The 20866-nt window shown below is 63.9% G+C and carries 21 protein-coding genes; 14 read left to right on the forward strand and 7 right to left on the reverse strand.

All coding sequences use genetic code 11. The annotated features are described in order from the left end of the window. Positions 1-109: 109 nt before the first annotated feature. Genes BCCGELA001_RS16285 through BCCGELA001_RS16305 form a run of 5 tightly spaced genes read left to right on the forward strand, consistent with a single transcriptional unit; the run spans position 110 to position 5446 of the window. On the forward strand, positions 110-2509 hold the full coding sequence (locus BCCGELA001_RS16285) for a TonB-dependent receptor (RefSeq protein ID WP_060735789.1): 2400 nt from the start codon (positions 110-112) through the stop codon (positions 2507-2509). Positions 2510-2511: 2 nt separating this feature from the next. Beyond that, positions 2512-3201 carry a Fe2+-dependent dioxygenase gene (locus BCCGELA001_RS16290; RefSeq protein WP_008552439.1) on the forward strand — a complete coding sequence of 230 codons (690 nt, stop codon included), beginning with the start codon at positions 2512-2514 and terminating at the stop codon, positions 3199-3201. Continuing rightward, positions 3198-4157, forward strand: a complete 960-nt coding sequence (exbB, locus tag BCCGELA001_RS16295) for a tonB-system energizer ExbB (protein WP_008552436.1) — start codon at positions 3198-3200, stop codon at positions 4155-4157. Before BCCGELA001_RS16290 ends, exbB begins: the two co-directional genes overlap by 4 nt. Positions 4158-4160: 3 nt before the next feature. Continuing rightward, entirely contained in the window at positions 4161-4619 is a 459-nt protein-coding gene (gene exbD / locus BCCGELA001_RS16300; RefSeq protein ID WP_008552434.1) for a TonB system transport protein ExbD, read from the forward strand. Positions 4620-4630: 11 nt separating this feature from the next. Then, entirely contained in the window at positions 4631-5446 is an 816-nt protein-coding gene (locus BCCGELA001_RS16305) for an energy transducer TonB (RefSeq protein WP_060735790.1), read from the forward strand. Here the strand turns inward: BCCGELA001_RS16305 and BCCGELA001_RS16310 are convergent. The 7 genes from BCCGELA001_RS16310 to BCCGELA001_RS16340 all read right to left on the reverse strand — a co-directional run bounded on the left by BCCGELA001_RS16310 (position 5434) and on the right by BCCGELA001_RS16340 (position 11841). After that, positions 5434-5856 carry a hypothetical protein gene (locus BCCGELA001_RS16310; protein WP_060735791.1) on the reverse strand — a complete coding sequence of 141 codons (423 nt, stop codon included), beginning with the start codon at positions 5854-5856 and terminating at the stop codon, positions 5434-5436. The two genes, BCCGELA001_RS16305 and BCCGELA001_RS16310, sit on opposite strands and share 13 nt — an antisense overlap. Before the next feature lie 62 nt (positions 5857-5918). Beyond that, positions 5919-6599 carry a site-2 protease family protein gene (locus BCCGELA001_RS16315; protein WP_060735792.1) on the reverse strand — a complete coding sequence of 227 codons (681 nt, stop codon included), beginning with the start codon at positions 6597-6599 and terminating at the stop codon, positions 5919-5921. A 151-nt stretch (positions 6600-6750) separates the two neighbouring features. Next, the gene (locus tag BCCGELA001_RS16320) at positions 6751-7143 is read right to left on the reverse strand and encodes a GFA family protein (RefSeq protein ID WP_008552412.1); all 393 of its coding nucleotides are present in this window, start codon (positions 7141-7143) and stop codon (positions 6751-6753) included. Positions 7144-7150: 7 nt separating this feature from the next. Further along, positions 7151-7897 carry an SDR family NAD(P)-dependent oxidoreductase gene (locus tag BCCGELA001_RS16325; RefSeq protein ID WP_008552411.1) on the reverse strand — a complete coding sequence of 249 codons (747 nt, stop codon included), beginning with the start codon at positions 7895-7897 and terminating at the stop codon, positions 7151-7153. 17 nt (positions 7898-7914) lie between these two features. Then, positions 7915-8646 (reverse strand): SDR family oxidoreductase, encoded by a 732-nt coding sequence (locus BCCGELA001_RS16330; protein WP_060735793.1) that lies wholly within the window; start codon positions 8644-8646, stop codon positions 7915-7917. Between the two features lie 134 nt (positions 8647-8780). Continuing rightward, the gene (locus BCCGELA001_RS16335) at positions 8781-10607 is read right to left on the reverse strand and encodes an IlvD/Edd family dehydratase (protein WP_060735794.1); all 1827 of its coding nucleotides are present in this window, start codon (positions 10605-10607) and stop codon (positions 8781-8783) included. Positions 10608-10743: 136 nt separating this feature from the next. Further along, entirely contained in the window at positions 10744-11841 is a 1098-nt protein-coding gene (locus BCCGELA001_RS16340) for a LacI family DNA-binding transcriptional regulator (RefSeq protein ID WP_060735795.1), read from the reverse strand. 203 nt (positions 11842-12044) lie between these two features. Here BCCGELA001_RS16340 and BCCGELA001_RS16345 point away from each other — a divergent pair, with 203 nt between their 5' ends. The 9 genes from BCCGELA001_RS16345 to BCCGELA001_RS16385 all read left to right on the forward strand — a co-directional run bounded on the left by BCCGELA001_RS16345 (position 12045) and on the right by BCCGELA001_RS16385 (position 20753). Continuing rightward, the gene (locus tag BCCGELA001_RS16345) at positions 12045-13112 is read left to right on the forward strand and encodes an ABC transporter ATP-binding protein (RefSeq protein WP_060735796.1); all 1068 of its coding nucleotides are present in this window, start codon (positions 12045-12047) and stop codon (positions 13110-13112) included. Between the two features lie 55 nt (positions 13113-13167). Then, positions 13168-14487: an ABC transporter substrate-binding protein gene (locus BCCGELA001_RS16350; RefSeq protein ID WP_060735797.1), complete on the forward strand. Its 1320-nt coding sequence runs from the start codon at positions 13168-13170 to the stop codon at positions 14485-14487. Positions 14488-14588: 101 nt separating this feature from the next. Next, the gene (locus BCCGELA001_RS16355) at positions 14589-15506 is read left to right on the forward strand and encodes a carbohydrate ABC transporter permease (protein WP_404438523.1); all 918 of its coding nucleotides are present in this window, start codon (positions 14589-14591) and stop codon (positions 15504-15506) included. Beyond that, positions 15499-16422: a carbohydrate ABC transporter permease gene (locus BCCGELA001_RS16360; protein ID WP_060735798.1), complete on the forward strand. Its 924-nt coding sequence runs from the start codon at positions 15499-15501 to the stop codon at positions 16420-16422. The genes BCCGELA001_RS16355 and BCCGELA001_RS16360 overlap by 8 nt, the downstream gene beginning before the upstream one ends. Before the next feature lie 80 nt (positions 16423-16502). Next, positions 16503-17489: a D-erythronate dehydrogenase gene (denD, locus tag BCCGELA001_RS16365; RefSeq protein ID WP_008552373.1), complete on the forward strand. Its 987-nt coding sequence runs from the start codon at positions 16503-16505 to the stop codon at positions 17487-17489. Positions 17490-17512: 23 nt separating this feature from the next. Beyond that, positions 17513-18499 carry a sugar kinase gene (locus tag BCCGELA001_RS16370; protein WP_008552371.1) on the forward strand — a complete coding sequence of 329 codons (987 nt, stop codon included), beginning with the start codon at positions 17513-17515 and terminating at the stop codon, positions 18497-18499. Between the two features lie 25 nt (positions 18500-18524). Beyond that, positions 18525-19175, forward strand: coding sequence for a bifunctional 4-hydroxy-2-oxoglutarate aldolase/2-dehydro-3-deoxy-phosphogluconate aldolase (gene eda, locus BCCGELA001_RS16375; RefSeq protein WP_008552369.1), 651 nt, complete (start codon positions 18525-18527; stop codon positions 19173-19175). A gap of 60 nt (positions 19176-19235) precedes the next feature. Next, positions 19236-20405, forward strand: coding sequence for an acetyl-CoA acetyltransferase (locus tag BCCGELA001_RS16380; RefSeq protein WP_008552366.1), 1170 nt, complete (start codon positions 19236-19238; stop codon positions 20403-20405). A 141-nt stretch (positions 20406-20546) separates the two neighbouring features. Next, positions 20547-20753: a hypothetical protein gene (locus tag BCCGELA001_RS16385; RefSeq protein WP_008552364.1), complete on the forward strand. Its 207-nt coding sequence runs from the start codon at positions 20547-20549 to the stop codon at positions 20751-20753. The last annotated feature ends 113 nt before the right edge of the window (positions 20754-20866 follow it).

A 20866-nucleotide genomic window follows, 5' to 3' on the forward strand; every position in this document is an offset into this window, starting at 1 on the left:
CAGTCGGAATGTTGCCCTGATCGCGTTGACCCCTGTTCACACGCCCGATAGCACCGTTGCGTCGAGTTGTCGCAATGCGACCAATCGTCGTGCAATAGTGGGGCGTGAAATGGGGAATATGAGGTCACCGCGGTCGTTGCGTTCGGCTGCGTCAAGAAAGTCTATCGACAAGAACTTCGATGCTGCCGCGGGCAAGACAGTCTCCGCCGTTGCAAGCTTGCTCGCCGTCGCGACGGTGTCGAGCGGCGCTGAGGCGCAGCAGTCGAGCCTGCCCCCGGTGACGGTCGATGCTCCTGTGCAGCGTCCGCGTCCGGTGACCTCGAAGCCTTCGCCGGAGCAGGTCCGCGCCCGCAACGCGCTGCGCCGTGCCGCGCAGCGACAGCAGGCCCGTCAGACGGCACCCACCACGCCGTCCGGACCGCCCGATGGCAATCCCTATGCCGATCCTGCCGCGCCCTACAAGGTCGACCACGTCCAGGCCTCGGGCAAGTTTCCCGAGAAGATGCTGAACACGCCGAAGTCCATCACGGTGCTCAGCAAGGAAGTGCTCGAGGACAAGAACGCGACGACGCTGAAGGAGATCGGGCGATCGACCGCGGGCGTCACGCTGGGCTCGGGCGAGGGCGGCAACGCGTTCGGCGACCGCTTCTTCATTCGCGGTTTCGACGCACGCAACGACGTCTTCATCGACGGGATCCGCGATCCCGCCGTCTCGATCCGCGAGAACTTCTTCACCGAGCAGATCGAGATCCTGCGTGGACCGGCATCCTCCTATGCCGGCCGCGGCACCGCCGGCGGCGCCATCAACATCGTCACCAAGCAGGCGGGTGATCGCAACTTCCAGCGCGTGGATTCCGAGTTCGGCACCGACATGACTAAGCGCGTCACACTCGACGTCAACCAGGTCATCGATCCGACCTTCTCTGTGCGCACCGGCGGCCTGTTCCAGGACGCCAACGTCGCCGGTCGCAACTACGTGACCGACAATCGCTGGGGCAGCTTCATCTCGACCAAGTACACCCCAACGAGCGACATCAAGATCACGACGAACTACGTCCACACCGATCTCAGCGGTCTGCCCGATTTCGGCGTGCCCTATTACAAGCAGGGCAACGTGCCGGTGACTTCGGCCGGCATTCCGCGCGGCAACTGGTACGGCTTCCTCAACCGCGACTTCCAGACCGCGCGGCAGGATTTCGGCACCGGCACGATCGAGTACCGGGTCAATGAAGCCATCACGCTCACGAGCAAGGTGCGCGGCGAGCACTCGGTGCTCAACTACATCGGTACGCTGCCGCAGAACCCGAACACGACCAGCCCCAATCCGCTGCTCTGGACCACGACGGCGAGCGCGCAGAGCCGCTACCAGAACGTTGACGTCTGGGCCAACCAGAACGAGGCCACGTTCAAGCTCGACACCGGCGGGGTCAAGCATACCGCGGTGTTCGGCGTCGAATACTCGAACGAGAACATCTCAATCGACCGTTATGCCGGCCTTGCATCGGAGCTCAACGGCGCCGGCTTCACGAGCAATGGCGCCGTCCAGAACGTCAATCTCTACTCTCCGCAGTTCACCTACATTCCCTTCGGCATACCGTCGCTGGTCGGCAATCCGACGCGCTATGGCGTTAACACCAGCAGCGTCTATGTCATGGACACTGCGAACTGGCAGGACACGATCATCGTCAATGGCGGCGTCCGCTATGACGGCTATAGCCAGAGCGCGTCGAACAATGCGAGCTATGTGAAGCAGAACGCCGACCTGGTGAACTACAACGTCGGCCTGGTTTACAAGCCGATGTCGATTGGCAGCATCTATGCGGCCTACGCGACCTCGGCCAACCCGTTCGGTTCGGAGCTTGACGCGACGGCCACCGATTACGGCGGTGTTCCTCCCAACGCGACGCTCTTGCTCGGGCCCGAGCGCAACAAGGCGATCGAGCTCGGCACCAAATGGGAGCTTGCCGATCGCCACCTGCTGGTGACCGGTGCGCTTTTCCAGACCACCAAGGACAATGCGCGCGAGACCAACGCCGCTGGTCTGCTCACCGCCAACGCGGCCTACCGTATCCAGGGCATTGACATCGAAGCCGAAGGCAAGATCACCGATCGCTGGAGCATCTTCGGTGGCCTGGTCCTGATGCAGTCGAAGGTCACGCAGAGCAACATTCCCACCAACATCGGCCTCCAGCTCGCCAACATCGCGCACCAGTCGTTCAGCATGCTGACCAAGTACAAGTTCGACGGCGGGTGGGAGTTGGGCGGGCAGGCGGTGTACCGCTCCAAGGTCTATGGCGGTACCTTCGCGGCCAACACCAACGAGCTGCCGAGCTACTGGCGTTTCGACGCCTTCGTCGAGAAGAAGATCGACCAGAATTGGACCATGAAGTTCTACGCGCAGAACCTCACCAACAAGCTCTATTACGACTCGTTCTATCGCAGCAACGTGCCGTTCGTGGCGGTTGCGCCGGGGCGGGCCTTCTACGTCGTCACGACAGCGAAGTTCTGATCATGTTGACCTGCCTGCCTGGCATTCTCAGCAAGCATGATGTGGCGGATTTTCGCCGCATCATGGATGCCAGCGCATGGGAGGACGGCCGCTCGACTGCGGGTGCGCAGTCGGCCATGGTCAAGCGTAACGAGCAATTGCCGCCGGACGGCGAGGTCGCGCGCAAACTCGGCAACCGCATCATCTCGGCGTTGACGTCGAACCCGCGCTTCGTCGCGGCGGCAATCCCACTCCAGATATTCCCGCCGCTGTTCAACCGCTATGCGGCGAGCAGCGGCCACCATTTCGGCCTGCATGTCGACAATGCGATCCGCGGCGACCGCTTGACCGGCCTTCGCATCCGCACGGACCTGTCGGTCACGCTGTTCCTCGCCGAGCCGGACGAGTATGACGGTGGCGAACTTGTGATCGAGGACACCTACGGTTCGCACGAAGTCAAGTTGCCGGCCGGCGACTGCGTGCTCTATCCCTCGACCAGCCTGCATCTCGTCACGCCGGTGACGCGCGGAACGCGGGTTGCGTCTTTCTTCTGGCTTCAGAGCATGATACGGGACGATCAAGCTCGCAGCATGATCTTTGACCTCGACACCGCGATTCAGGCGCTGGTGGAACGGCTCGGGCGTGACGATCCCGAAACGGTCAAATTGACGGGTATCTATCACAACCTCATTCGCTACTGGGCCGAACTATGAAGAGCATGACCTTCCAAGCAAGCCTTGCCGCCGCCGCGATGCTGGCGGCCGCCTGGCTGGTTTCTCCTGTTTCCGCCCAGACACAAGCTCCGCCGGCACCGGCGCAATCGGCACCGGCCGGTCCGGCTCCGACGGCGCCGGCAGCCACCGCACCCAATGCCCCGGCGCCTTCTTCGACGGCAACCGTGTCCGCTGCTCCAACGGCGTCCCCCGCGGCTACGGCGTCGACGACCGCCAAGCTCGATGCAGCGGCTGCCGCCCCGGCCATGAAGGAATTGTCGCCCTGGGTGATGTTCATGTCGGCGGACATCGTCGTGAAGGCGGTGATGGTCGGGCTCGCCTTCGCCTCGTTGATGACCTGGACCGTCTTCATCGCCAAGTCGCTCGAGCTGTCGGTCGCCTCCAGCAAGCTTCGTTCGGCACTGAAGAAGACCGCAGAAGCGCGCTCGCTCGCGGAAGCTCAGATGGCCCTCGGAGCCAAGGAGGGAATCCTGCCGTCCTTCCTCGCCGCCGCGCTGCGCGAGGCGCGTATGTCGGCCGGCCTCTCCAGCGATGCCGGCATCAAGGAGCGTGCGGCCTCGAGCTTCCAGGAGATCGTGCGTGCGGAGCAGCGGCGCATCCGCATCGGCATGGGCGTGCTCGCGACCATCGGCTCCACGTCGCCCTTCGTCGGCTTGTTCGGCACGGTCTGGGGCATCATGAACAGTTTCATCGGCATCTCGAAATCGCAGACGACGAACCTCGCCGTGGTTGCGCCCGGCATCGCCGAGGCGCTGCTCGCCACCGCGATCGGCCTCGTCGCCGCCATCCCCGCCGTCATCATCTACAATCATTTCGCACGCGTGACGAAAGGCTATCTCGAGCTCGTCAGCCGCGCCTCGGGCGCAGCGGGTCGGCTGCTCTCGCGCGATCTCGACCGCAGTCACGGCAGCGTGCATTCACGCGCAGCGGAGTGAGCCATGGGCGTTTCACTCGCAGACAACGACGGTGAAGACGACGATTTCTCGGAAACGCACGACATCAACGTCACGCCGTTCATCGACGTCATCCTGGTGCTGCTGATCATCTTCATGGTCGCAGCTCCGCTTTCCACCGTCGATTTGCCGATCGATCTGCCGACGTCGAGCGCGACGCAGCAGAAGAAGCCGGACAAGCCGACCTATCTCAGCATCAAGCCGGATCTGACGCTTGCGATCGGAGAGAACCCGGTCCATCGGGCTGAGTTGATCGGCACGCTTGATGGGCTGTCCGACATGAGCAAGGACAAATATGTCTTCCTGCGCGCCGACAAGTCGGTGCCGTATGGGGAGTTGATGGGGGTCATGGAGCTCCTGCGCTCAGGCGGCTATACGCGGGTGAAGCTGGTGGCGCTGGAAGGCGCCCCGGGGGCACCTGCGGCCGGCGCTGGTCAGCCTTGAGAAGACGCGCGATGCCGAACGAAGCTGGACCATCCCGGAAGCTTTGGATCTTTGCAGCCGTGGCTGCGCTGGGGCTTCATCTCGGTGGCGCCGCGCTCGCGCTGGCGCATCTGCAGGCCGACGACGACGGCGATGGCCTTGGCGCGGCCGGCGCCGAGTTCGCCGTCGAGATGGCTTCGCCAAAGGCGCCCGAGACCGACCTTCCGCCGGGGCCTGACAGCGAAGCGATGCAGGAGCAGCAGGCGCTCCCCGAGCAAAAGGCCGAGACCAAGGAAACCGAGCTGCCGAAGGATCAGTCGCAAGAGGTCGAGGATCCCGATCGCGTCGTCACCGAGACCATCTCGAAGAAGCCGCAGGACGAGGATCCGAAGATCGCGGCGGTCGAGACTCCCGCCGCCGAGGCATCGCCGCAATCGGTTGCGACGGCACGGCAGACGCTCGATGAAGACGCGCGGGAGGCCGAGAAGGCGCTGGCGCCGGTGCTTGGCCTCGGCAAGGACATCCTCAAGATCACGGCCGACTGGAATCGCAAGATCAGTGCGCATCTGACGGCTCACAAGGTCAATCCGGAGGGCAAGCAGCCCAATAACCAGAAGGTCAAGGTGAGCTTTGCGATCAACCGCAGAGGCAACGTGCTGTCGGTCGACGTCGTGGAGTCGTCCGGAGACGCCGCTTACGATGCGGCCGCGGTCTCGATCGTCCGCAAGTCCGATCCCATTCCCCAGCCGCCCGCCGGGCTGACCGACGACCGCTTCGAGCGCACCGTCGACATCATCTTCACGCCGCCGGACGCCAAGAAAAAGAAGAATACGGCTCAGCGCCAGTAGAGGCGGATGCCGACATAGACCACGACCAGGCAGGCGAAGATCAGCGCCACTGGCAGCGGCCGCTTCTGGGTTCCAGCGGCTGTGCCCGCCCCGAAAAAGCTGGTGGTCTTCGGCCTCGGTGCCGGGCGGCGGAAGGCGGTAACATTGTCTTGCGCGGTTTCAGGCGGACGGGGGCGGACGTCAGGCGGGGTTCCAGCGCCGCCCATCTCGGCATAATAGGCCTTGTAGATCGCGCCGATGGTAGCCTCAGTGGCCTCGCCCTCGCCCATCTGTGCCAAGAGGTTCTTATAGCTTGCGAGGAACTCCTGGGCCTCCGGAGGGAGCGCGGACGACCCATTGAGCTTGGCCATCATCTTCCAGGTGGCAAAATCCGCGCGGGCGCGGGTATCGGCGCGTCGCGCGATCAGCATATCGGCAGCTTTGACCAAGTCGGCCTCGGGCCCTTCGGCTTGTGTTCGGGTGTCGCCGTCAACTACGTATTGCCGGTCAGGAAGAGAACAGCCTGAATCACATAACCGGTCAACGTCCGCAGTATTGCTGAAATAACATCAAGATTTAGACCGAACTGCGAACCCGCCAGCGGCAGCAGGATCAACAGGCCGATTAGGATCAGCATCCCAAACGGCTCGAGCCGGGCCAGGGGCACGGCGAGCGGCCGCGGCAGCAGTCCGACCGCGACCCGGCCGCCGTCGAGCGGCGGAATCGGCATCATGTTGAAGACGGCGAGCACCGCGTTGATGATGAGCGCATTCTTGAGGTTGTCGGCAACCCATTTCGCCGCGCTCGCGGGCACCAGGGGCAGGGCATGGAAGGCGAGGGCGGTGGCGAGTGCCAGCAGGATGTTGGTGGCGGGCCCGGCCAGCGCCACCCAGACCATGTCGAGCCGGGGGTTGTTCAGCTTGCGGAAGTTCACCGGCACCGGCTTGGCGTAGCCAAACAGAAACGGCGAATGCGCGAATAGCAGCATCGCCGGCAGGATCACGGTGCCGAACGGGTCGATATGCCTGAGCGGATTGAAGCTGACCCGGCCGAGCTGCGAGGCCGTGTTGTCGCCGAGCCGGTCCGCGACGAAGGCGTGCGCGGCCTCGTGGAAGGTGATGGCGAGCACCAGCGGCAGCACCCAGACGGAAAGATCATAAAAGGAAATGTTCACGGCTCGTTGGTCCCGGTTGGCTCGCTGCTTCGCAGCCGTTCCAGCCGAACCGGCGGTGCAGCAGCGCTCCAGCTCAAGATAGGGTGGCCGGTTCCGAAATGCCACGCTGCAAAATCACTGCCCCGGTGCGCCGCCGTGCGGTCGCGCAAATTCACGCCGGAATCGTCGTCTGATACTGCGTCAGTGCGTCGTCAATCTTCACCCAGGCGAGCTTTTCCGAGACCCAGATGTGCTCGGTCGGCGCGAAGGCGTTGCGATCGTCGAAGGTGGCCAGCGCGACGCCGGCGAGCGTTCCGTTGCGACGCCAGGCGAACAGCCGCGTGCCGCACTGTTTGCAGAACACGCGGTCGATGTTCTCGGAGGACGCGTAGCGGGCAGTCTCGCCGTCAACGCTGAGCGCACGCTGGTCGAACTGGGCGCGGGCGAAGTAGGGCGAGCCCATCGCCTTCTGACAGATGCGGCAATGGCAGATGCGGACGTTGAGCGGCTCGCCCTCCGCCTTGAACCGCACCGCGCCGCACAGGCATCCGCCCTCCCGGATCATGATGACCTCAATAGGTTGCGCGTCCGCCCGAGATGTCGAAGACGGCGCCGGTCGAGAACGCGCAGTCCTCCGATGCAAGCCAGCTCACCATCGCGGCGAGCTCCTCCACCAACACGAAGCGCGCCTTCGGGATCTTCGACAGCATGAAGTCGATATGCTGCTGCGTCATCTGGTCGAAGATCGCGGTCTTTGCCGCTGCCGGCGTCACTGCGTTGACGAGGATGTCGTGAGCGGCGAGCTCCTTGCCGAGTGACTTCGTCAGCGCGATCAGGCCGGCCTTGGACGCCGAATAATGCGAGGCGTTCGGATTGCCTTCCTTGCCGGCGATCGAGGCGATGTTCACGATCCTCCCGTACTTCTGCTTGAGCATCACGGGCACGATCGCCTTGCAGACGATGAAGGGACCATCGAGGTTGATGCGCAGAACTTTCCGCCATTCCTCGAGGTCAGTCTCCCAGACCGGCTTGTTGACGCCGGCGATGCCGGCATTGTTGACGAGGATGTCGATCTTGCCGAACGCGGCCAGCGTGGCGTCGCGAGCCTGCTCGACCGCAGCGGTGTCGGTGACGTCGACCTTGAACACGCGGGCGCTGTCGCCGATTTCTTTCGCGGTCTTCTCAGCGAGCGTCGCATCGAAATCCCAGATCGCGACCTTGGCGCCGGAGGCGACGAAGCGCTCGGTGATGGCGCGGCCAAAGCCCTGTGCGCCGCCGGTGACGACGGCAACGCGCCCATTGAGATCGATCTTGTTCATGCCGGGTGCCCCAAGCGTCAGAGCATGTAGCCGCCGTCGACCACGAGGTCGACGCCGGTGGTGAAGGCGCTCTCGTCGCTACCGAGATAGACCGCCATGGATGCGATCTCCTCGGCGGTGCCGAGCCGACCCATCTTCTGGCGAGAGATGAACATCTCCTTCCCCTGCGGCCCTTGCGCGGCGGCGCGGTCGAGCATCGATGGCGTCTCGACGGTGCCGGGGCAGATCGAGTTGCAGCGGATGCCCTTGGTGATGAAGTCGAGCGCGACCGCGCGCGACAGCAGCGACACCGCGGCCTTCGACGAGCTGTAAACATAGCGGTTCGCCGGCGGCCGCAGCGCGGCGCAGGACGAGATGTTCACGATGCTGCCGCCGCCACCCGCGATCATGTCGGGCAGGAATGCCTTGATGGTCCGGTGCATCGATTTGACGTTGAGGTCGAACGAGAAGTCGAAATCCTCTTCCGAGCATTCCAGGATGGTGCCGTGATGCACGAAGCCCGCAGCATTGAGCAGGATGTCGATCTTGCCGACGCGCTTGGCGAAGGCGTTGACGTCGGCGGTATTGCGGACGTCGAGCTTCGCGACCTCGGCCACGCCTTCCTTGGTCAGGCTCGCGATGCCGGCTTCGTTGATGTCGGTCGCGATGACGGTTGCGCCCTCACGCGCGAATGCAATCGCGCATGCGCGCCCGATGCCTGCCGCAGCCGCCGTGACAACGGCGCGCTTTCCCTTGAGGCGGTCTGCCATTTTGTTCTCCCTTGTATTCATTCGAATGCCAACCCCGCGTCATTGCGAGGAGCGAAGCGACGAAGCAATCCAGGACTGTCGCCGCGGGGATATCTCTGGATTGCTTCGCTTCGCTCGCAATGACGGTTTGGCTGCTAGTGATTATCCCGCGCCACGCCGAACGTGCCGGCGACGTTCTGATACCGCGTGGCGAGCTCCATGCAGGCGCCGGTGGATTGCTGGCCGACGGTATTGCGATAGATCTCCTGCCAAGGCGTCTGGTTCGCCGGATGTTTGAAACCGCCGCTGGCCATCAGCTCGGCATGGCGCTTCTTCACCTCGTCGTCCGAAATCAGGATGTTGGCGCTGCCCTTGTTGAGGTCGATGCGCACCTTGTCGCCGGTCCGCAGGATCGCGAGTCCGCCATTGGCGGCGGCTTCCGGCGAGGCGTTCAGGATCGAGGGCGAGCCCGAGGTGCCGGACTGGCGGCCATCGCCGATGCAGGGCAGGGACAGGATGCCGCGTTTGATCAGCGCCGCCGGCGGCTGCATGTTCACGACCTCGGCGCCGCCCGGATAGCCGATCGGCCCGGTGCCGCGGATGAACAGCACGCAGCGCTCGTCGATGTCGAGTGAGGGATCGTCGATCCGCTCGTGATAGTCCTCCGGCCCCTCGAACACGATGGCACGGCCTTCGAAGGCGTTGAGATCCTTGGAGTTGCTGAGATAGCGGTCGCGGAATTCCTTCGAGATCACGCTGGTTTTCATGATCGCGGAATCGAACAGATTGCCCTTCAGCACCAGGAAGCCGGCGTCCTTCACCAGCGGCTTGTCGTAAGCCCAGATCACGTCGTTGTCGGGCGCCAGCGCATTCTTGCAGTTCTCGCCGATGCCGCGGCCATTGACCGTGACCGCATCCTCATGGATGCGCTTGTGCTTCATCAGCTCGCGCACCACGGCCGGCACGCCGCCGGCGCGGTGGAATTCCTCGCCGAGATAGAAGCCGGCCGGCTGCATGTTGACCAGCAGCGGCACGTCATGGCCGAATTTCTGCCAATCCTCGATCGAGAGCTCGACGCCGATGTGGCGGGCCAGTGCGTTGATGTGGATCGGCGCGTTGGTGGAGCCGCCGATCGCCGAATTGATCACGATGCAATTCTCGAACGCCTTGCGGGTCAGGATGTCAGATGGCTTCAGATCCTCCCAGACCATCTCGACGATGCGCTTGCCGGTCTCGTATGCGATCTGGCCGCGCTCGCGATAAGGCGCAGGGATCGCGGCACAGCCCGGCAGCGAGAAGCCCAGCGCTTCGGCGAGCCCGTTCATGGTCGATGCGGTCCCCATGGTGTTGCAATGGCCGACCGACGGGGCCGAGGAGGCCACGATCTCCATGAACTCCTCATAGTCGATCTCGCCGGCAGCAAGCCGCTCGCGCGACTTCCAGACGATGGTACCGGAGCCTGTGCGCTCGCCGGCGTGCCAGCCGTTGAGCATCGGGCCGCCCGACAGCACGATGGCCGGCAGGTTGACGGTCGCCGCCGCCATCATGCAGGCCGGCGTGGTCTTGTCGCAGCCGGTGGTCAGCACCACGCCGTCGAGCGGATAGCCGTAGAGAATTTCGACGAGGCCCAGATAGGCGAGATTGCGGTCGAGCGCCGCGGTCGGGCGCTTGCCGGTCTCCTGGATGGGGTGGGTCGGGAATTCCATCGCAATGCCGCCGGCCTCGCGGATGCCCTCGCGGACGCGATGGGCGAGCTCGATATGGTGGCGGTTGCAGGGGGAGAGGTCGTTGCCGGTCTGGGCGATGCCGATGATCGGCTTGCCCGATTGAAGCTCGGCGCGGGTGAGGCCGTAGTTCAGATAGCGCTCCATATAGAGCGCGGTCATGCCCGGATTATGCGGGTTGTTGAACCATTCCTGCGAGCGGAGGTGGCGGCGAGCGCCGTTGCCGGCAGCGTGCCCATTGGTTGGTTTTTTTGTCATTGGTCTCTCCTGCAATGCAAACGCACTTGCGTCCGTTTCACTCGCGTCCGCTTCAAGTGTCGGCTTGTGCGATGCCCAGCGGCGCGAGCGCCGGTCTGCCGGCCCGCTGGCGGGTCATTTCCTCACAAGTGCGATACTAGTCATGGCTACTTGGTAACGCTACCATTTTGTTCACCGTACTGGCACTGGAAGCGACCGGCCTGCTGTCCGAACGCCGCGCCGACGAGCTTTGCCGCTCGATCACCTTAAAGCCGAGATCGAGCACCGGCTGCTCCGGGCGACGCCCGTCGATCGCCTCGATCAACATGGTTGCAGCCGTCTTCCCCATCTCATAGCGATTGGTGCGCACGCTGGTGAGGGTGGGGACGGCTGACGCCATGAATTCGAGGTCGTTGAATCCGACGATCGCGATCTGTTCGGGGACGGCGATCTCCCGCCGCCGGCATTCGAATAGCACGCCGAGCGCGAGATCGTCATTGGCGCAGAACACGGCATCGAGGGGCTCCCGCGCCAGCAGATCGGTGAACAGGGCGCCGCCGAGCGTCACCGAAGTCGGCGTCGCCGTCGTGACGACGAGGCGCTGGTCGAATAGTCCTGCATCTTTCATGGCCGAGACATATCCGTCGAGGCGCCGCTGCACCCGCGGATCCATGCGTGCGCCGACGAAGCCGATCTTGCTGTGGCCTTGCTCGAACAGGTGGGCAACCGCTGCGCGGGCTGCATCATAGTGCGAAAAGCCAATCATCATGTCGACTGGATCGGGGCCAATCTCCATGATCTGCACGATCGGGCAGTCCGCGGCCTCCAGCATAGCGCGGGACTCCGTGGTCTGGTCGATGCCGGTAACGATCAGTCCGGCCGGCTTCTGCGCCAGGAACAGGCGCAGCAGCTTCTCCTCCTGGAGAATACTGTAGCGTGTGTTGGACAATTGGATCGAGTAGCGGCTGCCTTCGGAGGCGTCATAGATGCCGCGCAGCACATCCGAGAACACGTTATTGGTGAGGGAGGGGATCAATACACCGATCACCTCGGTACGTTGCGAGGCCAGCGCCCGCGCCGCAAGGTTGGGCACATAGCCGAGCTCCTTGGCGGCGCTCTCGACCCGGGTCCGCTTGGCAACCGACAGCGCTTCCGGATTGCGGAAGAACCGCGACGCCGTGATCGGGCTGACGCCGGCAAGCTCGGCCACTTCAGCCAACCGGATTTTGCCGGACTTGGTGCGTTTTCGACCCATTTGCTGCTCATAGCATAGCCACTGACGCAAACAAAGGATCGTTGACAGCGCTACCAGCAACGACTAACCAAAGACAAATTGCCAAAACCGCACAAACTACCGACAATGTCGCCCGCTATGATCGGGCTTCGTTCGGTGAAGTCCAAAAAGAACAAGACGGTCGCGGCGCTGGAGTCGTCGTGGACTTTCGAGGAGGGAGCTAGATGTCGTCTGTGCAAATCCGCGACGTGCGGAAATCGTTCGGCAATTTTGAAGTCCTGCACGGCGTGACGATTCCGATCGAGGACGGCCAGTTCGTCGTCCTGGTTGGCCCTTCAGGCTGCGGCAAGTCGACGCTTTTGCGCATGCTCGCCGGCCTCGAGAACATCACCTCCGGCACGATCTCTATCGGCGACCGCGTCGTCAACAATGTCCAGCCCAAGGAGCGGGACATTGCCATGGTCTTCCAGAACTACGCGCTCTATCCGCACATGACGGTGGCCGACAACATGGGCTTCTCGCTCAAGCTGCGGAACGCCAGCTCCGACGAGATCAACAAGCGCGTCAAGCGTGCTGCCGAGATTTTGGCTCTGTCGCCGCTGCTCGATCGCTATCCGCGCCAGCTCTCGGGCGGCCAGCGCCAGCGCGTCGCCATGGGCCGTGCTATCGTGCGCGATCCGCAGGTGTTCCTGTTCGACGAGCCGCTGTCGAACCTCGATGCCAAGCTGCGCGTCGCCATGCGCACTGAGATCAAGGAGCTGCACCAGCGGCTGAAGACGACGACGGTCTACGTCACCCACGATCAGATCGAGGCCATGACCATGGCCGACAAGATCGTCGTCATGCATGACGGCATCGTCGAGCAGATGGGCACGCCGCTCGAGCTCTACGACAAGCCCGACAATCAGTTCGTCGCCGGCTTCATCGGCTCGCCCGCGATGAACTTCCTCAAGGGCCATGTGCGCGTCAACGGCGTTGCCACCTTCGAGGGGCCGAACGGCGTCAAGTTGCCGCTCAAGACGGCGCCCGCCAACTCCGACGGCCGTCCCGCCGTCTACGGCGTGCGGCCCGAGCATTTCACCATCGCCGATGACGGCGCCGAGGCCGAGATCATCGTAGTCGAGCCGACCGGCTCAGAGACGCAGGTGTTCGCCAAGGTCGGCGGCGAGCAGGTCGTCGCGGTCTTCCGCGAGCGCCACCAGTTCAACCCGGGCGACAAGGTGCGGCTGAAGCCCGATCCGTCGCTGGTGCATCTGTTCGACGAGGCGACGGGCAAGCGCATGAACGCCTAACGCGGCAGGCGAGAGCAAGACGTAAGACAAGAAAAAGCATCACAGGGAGGACGACATGAAGGACTTTACCCGCCGAACTCTGCTTCAAGGCGGAACGGCACTGGCTGCGACCGGCATGCTGACCGGGCCGGCATTGTTCGACTTCGCCAAGGCCTGGGCGCAGAGCGCGCCTTGGAAGGCGGAGCCTGGCGCCAAGCTGACCGTGATGCGCTGGAAGCGCTTCGTGCCGGCGGAGGACGATGCGTTCAACGCGATGGTTGCGGCGTTCAAGGCTGCAACGGGCACCGAGATGAACGTGTTCAGCGAGTCCTTCGAGGACGTGCAGCCGAAGGCATCGGTTGCGGCGAACACCGGCTCAGGACTCGATCTCGCCTGGGGCCTGCACACGCTGCCCCAGCTGTTCCCGACCAAGGTTCTGAAGATGAACGACGTCGCCGATTACCTCGGCGGCAAATATGGCGGATGGACCGATGCAGCGGCCAAGACCTGCAAGCTCGGCAACGACTGGCTCGGCATTCCCGTGGCGACCAACGGCGGTTACCTGACCTACCGCAAGTCGGCGCTCGACAAAGCAGGGTTCAAGGAATTCCCGAAGGACTTCCCCAGCTTCCTCGAAATGTGCAAGGCGCTCAAGGCCAACAACACGCCCGCCGGCTTCGCACTCGGCCACGCCTCGGGCGACGGCAATGCGTGGCTGCACTGGGTGCTGTGGGGGCACGGCGCCTACACGGTCGACCAGAACGACAAGATCGTCATCAACTCGCCGGAGACGGCGAAGGCGCTGGAATATTGCAAGGCGCTCTACGACAGCTTCATTCCGGGCACGGCGTCCTGGAACGATTCCTCCAACAACAAGGCGTACCTCGCCGGGGAGCTCTATTGCACGGCGAACGGCATCTCGATCTACGTCGCCGCCAAGACTGATGCCAGCAAGAAGGAGTTGGCGGAGGATACCTACCACGCGCTCTGGCCGGTTGGCCCGGTCGGCAAGCCGACCGAGCTGCAACTGGCGCTGCCGATTCTCGCCTTCAACTTCACCAAATATCCGAACGCCGCAAAGGCTTTCGTCGCTTTCATGCTGGAGAAGGAGAACTACGAGAAGTGGCTGTCCGGCGCGCAAGGCTATCTGACGCAGACCTTGAACGCCTATGAGTCCGCCCCGATCTGGAAGGCCGATCCCAAGAACGAGGTGTTCTCGCAGGCCTCCAAGCGCACGCTGCCGGCGGCCGGCATCGGCACGGTCGGCGAAAAGGCGGCGACCGCAATCGCCGACTTCATCGTCGTCGACATGTTCGCCAATTACTGCACCGGCGCCAAGGATGCGAAGGGCGCGATGGCTGAAGCCGAGCGCCAGCTGAAGCGCATCTATCGCTGATAATCACGGGGCGGGCGGCCATCCGGCCGCCCGCTCGTCAACATTTTCGATCAGGGATATCGGGCATGGCTGATGTCGCAATTTCCCGGGCCAAGCCTCAGATGAGCGAGGCGAGCGCCTGGACCCAGCTCAAACACAATCGCAACTGGCTCGGCTTCTGGTTCATGGTGCCGGCCATGGCGTTCCTGATCTTCTTCCTGGCCTATCCGCTCGGGCTCGGCATCTGGCTGTCCTTCACCGACACCCGCATCGGCAGGGTGGGGCAGTTCGTCGCCACCGAGAACTACGAATGGCTCTGGGACGATTCAATCTTCTGGCTGTCGGTGTTCAACACGCTGCTCTATACCTTCGTCGCTAGCGCCCTCAAATTCGCGATCGGGCTCTATCTCGCGCTGCTGCTCAACGAGCACATGCCGTTCAAGGCGATGCTGCGCGCGATGGTGCTCATCCCGTTCATCGTTCCGACGGTGCTCTCGGCACTGGCCTTCTGGTGGATTTTCGATTCGCAATTCTCGATCATCTCCTGGTCGCTGAAGCATCTCGGGATCATCAACCAGAACATCAACTTCCTCGGTGACACCACCTGGGCGCGGATTTGCGTGATCTTCGCCAATATCTGGCGCGGTGTGCCGTTCGTGGCGATCACGCTGCTCGCAGGCCTGCAGACTGTCTCGCCGTCGCTCTATGAAGCGGCAACGCTCGACGGCGCCACGCGGTGGCAGAATTTCCGCTTCATCACCTATCCGCTGCTGACGCCGATCATCGCCGTCGTGATGACCTTCTCCGTGCTCTTCACATTCACGGACTTCCAGCTGATCTGGGCGATGACGCGCGGCGGCCCGGTCAACGCCACCCACCTGATGGCGACGCTGTCCTACCAGCGCGCGATCATCGCCGGGCAGCTCGGCGAGGGCGCCGCGATCTCCAGCGCCATGATTCCGTTCCTGCTCGCTGCGATCATGGTGTCCTGGTTCGGCCTGCAGCGCCGCAAGTGGCAACAGGGAGAGAGCAATGACTGATCTTCCTGCCGCGAAAGTGGATCTCAAGTCCGTGATATCGTCGCCGGCGCGCGTCGATAACAGCGAGGGCATGAGCTATTTGCAGTCCGTGCCGCGCCGGCTCGTGACGCTCTATCTGCCGCTCGCGATCATCGTCGTCGTGCTGCTGTTCCCGTTCTATTGGATGGCGTTGACGTCGGTGAAGCCGGACGAGCAGCTGCTCGATCTCGACAAGTACAATCCGTTCTGGACCTGGAATCCGACGTTCAAGCACTTCCACAAGCTGCTGTTCGAGAGCTACTATCCGTACTGGCTCTGGAACACGATGTACGTGGCGATCTGCGCTACGGTGCTGTCGATCGTGGCCTCGGTGTTCGCGGCCTACGCCATCGTGCGGTTGCGTTACAAGGGCGCCAATCTCGTCGGCGGGCTGATCTTCCTCGCCTATCTGGTGCCGCCCTCGATCCTGTTCATTCCGCTCGCCACCGTCGTCTACCAGTACGGCCTGTTCGACTCGCCGCTGGCGCTGATCCTGACCTATCCGACGATCCTGATTCCGTTCTCGACCTGGTTGTTGATGGGCTATTTCAAGACCATTCCCTTCGAGCTCGAGGAATGTGCGCTGATCGACGGCGCGAGCCGGTGGCAGATCCTCATCAAAATCGTGGTGCCGCTCGCGATCCCCGGCCTCATCTCGGCCTTCATCTTCTGCTTCACGCTGTGCTGGAACGAGTTCATCTACGCGCTGACGTTCCTGCAGTCGACCAGCAACAAGACCGTGCCGGTCGCGATCGTCAACGAGTTCGTGGATGGCGACATCTACCGTTGGGGATCGCTGATGGCAGGGGCGCTGGCCGGTTCGCTGCCGCTCGTCATCCTTTACGCCTTCTTCGTCGAGCATTATGTGTCGGCGATGACGGGCGCCGTGAAGGAATGATCGCGGGGCTTGCCGAGGGCGCGTCCGGAGCGGCGCGCTCCGGTCAATAGGCGCCCGGTCGATAAGAAGGAGTTGAGCTCTTGCACATTCTGGTTCTCGGCGCCGCCGGCATGGTCGGCCGCAAACTCTGTGAACGGCTGTTGCGCGATGGCCGGCTCGGCAAGAGCGACATCACGAAAGTGACCATGCATGACGTGGTCGAGCCGAAGAAGCCGGAGAAGGCCGGCTTCCCGGTCGAGACCATGTCGGGCGATTTCGCAGTGCCGGGCGCGGCCGAAAAGTTGATCGCCGGCCGCCCCGACGTGATCTTCCATCTCGCCGCGATCGTCTCGGGCGAAGCCGAGCTCGATTTCGACAAGGGCTATCGCATCAACCTCGACGGCACCCGGATGCTGCTCGACGCGATCAGGCTCGTCGGTGGCGGCTACAAGCCGCGCGTGGTGTTCACGTCCTCGATCGCGGTGTTCGGCGCACCGTTCCCCGATGCGATCGGCGACGAGTTCTTCCACACCCCGCTGCTCAGCTACGGCACCCAGAAGGCGATCGGCGAACTCCTGCTCGCCGACTATTCCCGCCGCGGCTTCCTCGACGGCATCGGCATCCGCCTGCCGACGATCTGCATCCGGCCCGGCTTGCCCAACAAGGCGGCATCGGGCTTCTTCTCCAACATCCTGCGCGAGCCGCTGGCCGGCAAGGAGGCGATCCTCCCGGTGTCCGAGGACGTCCGCCACTGGCACGCGACGCCGCGCTCGGCCGTCGGCTTCCTGCTCCATGCCGGCACCATGGACCTCGCGACCGTCGGTCCGCGCCGTAACCTGACCATGCCGGGCCTGTCGGCGACGGTCGGCGAGCAGATCGCGGCCTTGAAGCGCGTTGCCGGCGAAAAGGTCGCCGCCCGCATCAAGCGCGAGCCGGATCCCTTCATCGTCGGCATCGTCGGCGGCTGGCCGCGCAATTTCAACGCCAAGCGGTCGCTCGAGCTCGGTTTCACCACGGCCGAGAAGAATTTTGACGACATCATCCGCATTCACATCGAAGACGAGCTCGGCGGCAATTTCGTCGCCTGATCTCTGACTGAGCGAGCCAAGTGATGGCGAGCGTTGCTTGCATCGGCGAATGCATGGTCGAGCTCCGGCAGGCCCAAGGGGGACATTCCTCCGGCGCGTCTGCCGGGCAGGGGCAGGGCGGCGGCCTGTACTCGCGCGGCTTCGGCGGCGACACCCTCAACACCGCCGTCTATCTGGCGCGGCTCGAGGTCAAGGTTGATTATCTCACCGCGCTCGGCGACGATGCCCTCAGCGATGAGATGATCGCGGCCTGGAATGCCGAGGGTGTCGGCACGCGGCGCGTTGTACGCCTGCCGGGCAAGCTGCCCGGTCTCTACATGATCCAGACGGATGCCAAGGGCGAGCGCCAGTTCTTCCACTGGCGCGACAGCGCTGCGGCGCGGCAGCTGATGAGCCTGCCCGAGACGGATGAGCTCCTCAATTCGCTGATGAGCTACGACATCGTCTATCTATCCGCGATCACGCTCTCGATCTACGATGCGCCCGGACGCGAGCGTCTGTTCGCGGCGATCAAGCGCGCGCGCCTGCTCGGCACCCGCTTCGTGTTCGACACCAATTTCCGCGCACGCGGCTGGCCGGACCGCGATATCGCGCGCGAGGTGTTCGCTGCGGCCTTCGCGGCTGCCGATATCGTGCTGACTTCGACCGAGGATCTGCTCGCGCTCTATCCCGGCGAGAGCCACGAGCAGTTGATGGGGCGCATCCCCACGCCTGAGCTGGTGTTCCGCCTCACTGAACCGGTAAGCCTCTTGCGCTTCCCCGGCGGCACTAGCGAAGTTCGCGCCGAGCCCATGACCAAGCCGGTGGTGGATACCACAGCGGCCGGCGACAGCTTTGCCGCGGCCTATATCGCGGCTCGGCTCGGCGGCGCCGAGCCGGTCGAGGCGGCCCAGGCCGGGCATCGCCTCGCCAGCCTCGTGATCTGCTATCCCGGCGCCATTATTCCGGGCTATGCCATGCCGCCGAAGAAGCGGCATCGGCCGGCGGCCTCTCGCCAGGCCACCAAGTAAACGAGACCAACTGAAATAGAGATCTATGCCAACGGCTGCCCAACAAAACCACCTAGTCGCGCTGTTCAAAGCCGCGACCGTCATTCCCGTTCTCACCATCGAGCGGATCCAGGATGCCGTGCCGCTGGCACGTGCGCTGGTCGCCGGCGGCGTCCGCACGCTGGAGGTGACGATGCGCACCCCCGTCGCGATCGAGGCGGCGAGGGCGATGATGGCCGAGGTGCCCGAGGCGGTCGTCGGTATCGGCACGATCCTCAATCCGGCCGACTTCACCCGCGTCGAGAAGCTCGGCGTTGCCTTTGGGATCAGCCCCGGCCTCACCCCCGACCTCCTCAAGGCCGCCGCCCACAGCTCCCTGCCGTTTGCGCCTGGCATCGCGACCGCCTCCGAGCTGATGCTGGCGCTGTCGCACGGTTTCGACGTCGCAAAATTCTTCCCGGCCGAGCAGGCCGGCGGCATCAAGGGCTTGCGCTCCCTTGGTGGCCCGTTCCCCCATGTGCGGTTCTGCCCGACCGGCGGGGTCGGAGAGACCAATGCAGCGAGCTGGCTCGCCGAGCCAAATGTGGTTGCGGTCGGCGGTTCCTGGCTGTGCCCGACGGCCGAGATCAGGGCCGGGAACTGGGCCGGCATAACTGCCATCTGCGAGCGGGCCCTCAAGGCGCTGAAAGCCGCGTGAAGTCTTGCCATCCCTGGGCTAAGACTTAGGTCAGGAAGAGACCGCCAGGGAGAAAAGACCATGACCGCCAGCATCGTCGGATGGGCGCATACGCCGTTCGGCAAGTTCGACACCGAAACCGTCGAAAGCCTCGTCACCCGCGTCGCCAACGAGGCGCTGGCCGACGCCGGCATTTCCGCCTCCGACGTCGACGAGATCGTGCTCGGCCATTTCAACGCCGGCTTCTCGCCCCAGGATTTCACGGCGTCGCTGGTGCTCCAGGCCGACCCGAAGCTGCGCTTCAAGCCGGCGACCCGCGTCGAGAACGCCTGCGCCACGGGCTCTGCCGCCGTGCACCAGGGCCTGCGCGCGATTGCCGCAGGCGCTGCGAAAATCGTGCTGGTCGTCGGCGTCGAGCAGATGACGCGCACCCCCGGTCCGGAGATCGGCAAAAACCTGCTCAAGGCGTCCTACCTGCCCGAGGACGGCGACACGGTCGGCGGCTTCGCTGGCGTGTTCGGCAAGATCGCCAGCTCTTATTTCCAGAAATACGGCGACCAATCCGACGCGCTGGCGCTGATCGCGGCCAAGAACCATAAGAACGGCGTCGCCAATCCCTTCGCTCAGATGCGCAAGGATTTCGGCTTCGACTTCTGCCGCGCCGAGAGCGAGAAGAACCCCTTCGTCGCCGGTCCCCTGAAGCGAACTGACTGCTCCCTGGTCTCCGACGGCGCCGCGGCGCTGGTGCTGGCCGATGCCGAGACTGCCAAGAGCATGAGCAAGTCGATCGGCTTCCGCGCCACCGCGCACGCCCAGGACTTCCTGCCGATGAGCAAGCGCGACATCCTCCAGTTCGAGGGCTGCACGGTTGCCTGGCAGCGCGCGCTGGAGCAGGCGGGTGTCACCCTGTCCGATCTCTCCTTCGTCGAGACCCATGACTGCTTCACGGTCGCCGAGCTGATCGAGTACGAAGCCATGGGCCTGACGCCGAAGGGGCAGGGCGCCCGCGCCATCAAGGAGGGCTGGACGCTCAAGGACGGCAAGCTGCCGGTCAATCCGTCGGGCGGCCTGAAGGCCAAGGGCCATCCGATCGGCGCTACCGGCGTCTCCATGCATGTGATGACCGCGATGCAGCTTGCCGGGCAGGCCCCCGAGGGAATGCAGCTCAAGAACGCAAAGCTCGGCGGCATCTTCAACATGGGCGGCGCGGCGGTCGCCAACTATGTCTCCGTGCTGGAGCCGTTGAAATAGGCTTGGTCTGTCTCCGCGGGAGATAGACGCGGTGGACGACGCCTTCGGCAAATCCACCCCGCGGCTTTTGCGCTAGATCAAGGTGGACATGGTTCGTTTTGCCCACCTTGACGCTCCTGATTGATTTGCGGGAACTGCATCATGAGCACTGACTACGAAGCCTCGCTGTCGATGGACGCCCTCAACGATCGCATCGCGATCCTCGAGGACAATATCCGCCAGCTCATCGAGCAGGCCGCGGCCGCGTCCGGCGAGCAGAACGAGTCGCGGATCGCAGACCGCATCAGCCAGCAGAACGACGAGCTCGACCGTCTCATCAAGATCCGGGAATCCCGCCAGAAGAAATAGCGCCGCGATATCGCCGAGCGACGCATGCCGCCATACGCCGCTCGCCCTTGCGCGGGCGGCGGCGCTGCCGTTAGCTGGATCGAAACCGCGAGGGCGCTTCGGCCCTGCGCAAT

The sequence above is a fragment of the Bradyrhizobium sp. CCGE-LA001 genome (genome assembly GCF_000296215.2).
In the GTDB taxonomy this organism is placed as follows: domain Bacteria; phylum Pseudomonadota; class Alphaproteobacteria; order Rhizobiales; family Xanthobacteraceae; genus Bradyrhizobium.

Excerpts from the sequence above, each read along its gene's own strand:
- BCCGELA001_RS16285 (WP_060735789.1), top strand. The coding sequence starts at position 110 with ATGGGGAATATGAGGTCACCGCGGTCGTTGCGTTCGGCTGCGTCAAGA.
- BCCGELA001_RS16290 (WP_008552439.1), top strand. The coding sequence starts at position 2,512 with ATGTTGACCTGCCTGCCTGGCATTCTCAGCAAGCATGATGTGGCGGAT.
- exbB (WP_008552436.1), top strand. The coding sequence starts at position 3,198 with ATGAAGAGCATGACCTTCCAAGCAAGCCTTGCCGCCGCCGCGATGCTG.
- exbD (WP_008552434.1), top strand. The coding sequence starts at position 4,161 with ATGGGCGTTTCACTCGCAGACAACGACGGTGAAGACGACGATTTCTCG.
- BCCGELA001_RS16305 (WP_060735790.1), top strand. The coding sequence starts at position 4,631 with ATGCCGAACGAAGCTGGACCATCCCGGAAGCTTTGGATCTTTGCAGCC.
- BCCGELA001_RS16310 (WP_060735791.1), bottom strand. The coding sequence starts at position 5,856 with ATGCTGATCGCGCGACGCGCCGATACCCGCGCCCGCGCGGATTTTGCC.
- BCCGELA001_RS16320 (WP_008552412.1), bottom strand. The coding sequence starts at position 7,143 with ATGATCCGGGAGGGCGGATGCCTGTGCGGCGCGGTGCGGTTCAAGGCG.
- BCCGELA001_RS16325 (WP_008552411.1), bottom strand. The coding sequence starts at position 7,897 with ATGAACAAGATCGATCTCAATGGGCGCGTTGCCGTCGTCACCGGCGGC.
- BCCGELA001_RS16330 (WP_060735793.1), bottom strand. The coding sequence starts at position 8,646 with ATGGCAGACCGCCTCAAGGGAAAGCGCGCCGTTGTCACGGCGGCTGCG.
- BCCGELA001_RS16335 (WP_060735794.1), bottom strand. The coding sequence starts at position 10,607 with ATGACAAAAAAACCAACCAATGGGCACGCTGCCGGCAACGGCGCTCGC.
- BCCGELA001_RS16340 (WP_060735795.1), bottom strand. The coding sequence starts at position 11,841 with ATGGGTCGAAAACGCACCAAGTCCGGCAAAATCCGGTTGGCTGAAGTG.
- BCCGELA001_RS16345 (WP_060735796.1), top strand. The coding sequence starts at position 12,045 with ATGTCGTCTGTGCAAATCCGCGACGTGCGGAAATCGTTCGGCAATTTT.
- BCCGELA001_RS16350 (WP_060735797.1), top strand. The coding sequence starts at position 13,168 with ATGAAGGACTTTACCCGCCGAACTCTGCTTCAAGGCGGAACGGCACTG.
- BCCGELA001_RS16355 (WP_404438523.1), top strand. The coding sequence starts at position 14,589 with ATGAGCGAGGCGAGCGCCTGGACCCAGCTCAAACACAATCGCAACTGG.
- BCCGELA001_RS16360 (WP_060735798.1), top strand. The coding sequence starts at position 15,499 with ATGACTGATCTTCCTGCCGCGAAAGTGGATCTCAAGTCCGTGATATCG.
- BCCGELA001_RS16370 (WP_008552371.1), top strand. The coding sequence starts at position 17,513 with ATGGCGAGCGTTGCTTGCATCGGCGAATGCATGGTCGAGCTCCGGCAG.
- eda (WP_008552369.1), top strand. The coding sequence starts at position 18,525 with ATGCCAACGGCTGCCCAACAAAACCACCTAGTCGCGCTGTTCAAAGCC.
- BCCGELA001_RS16380 (WP_008552366.1), top strand. The coding sequence starts at position 19,236 with ATGACCGCCAGCATCGTCGGATGGGCGCATACGCCGTTCGGCAAGTTC.
- BCCGELA001_RS16385 (WP_008552364.1), top strand. The coding sequence starts at position 20,547 with ATGAGCACTGACTACGAAGCCTCGCTGTCGATGGACGCCCTCAACGAT.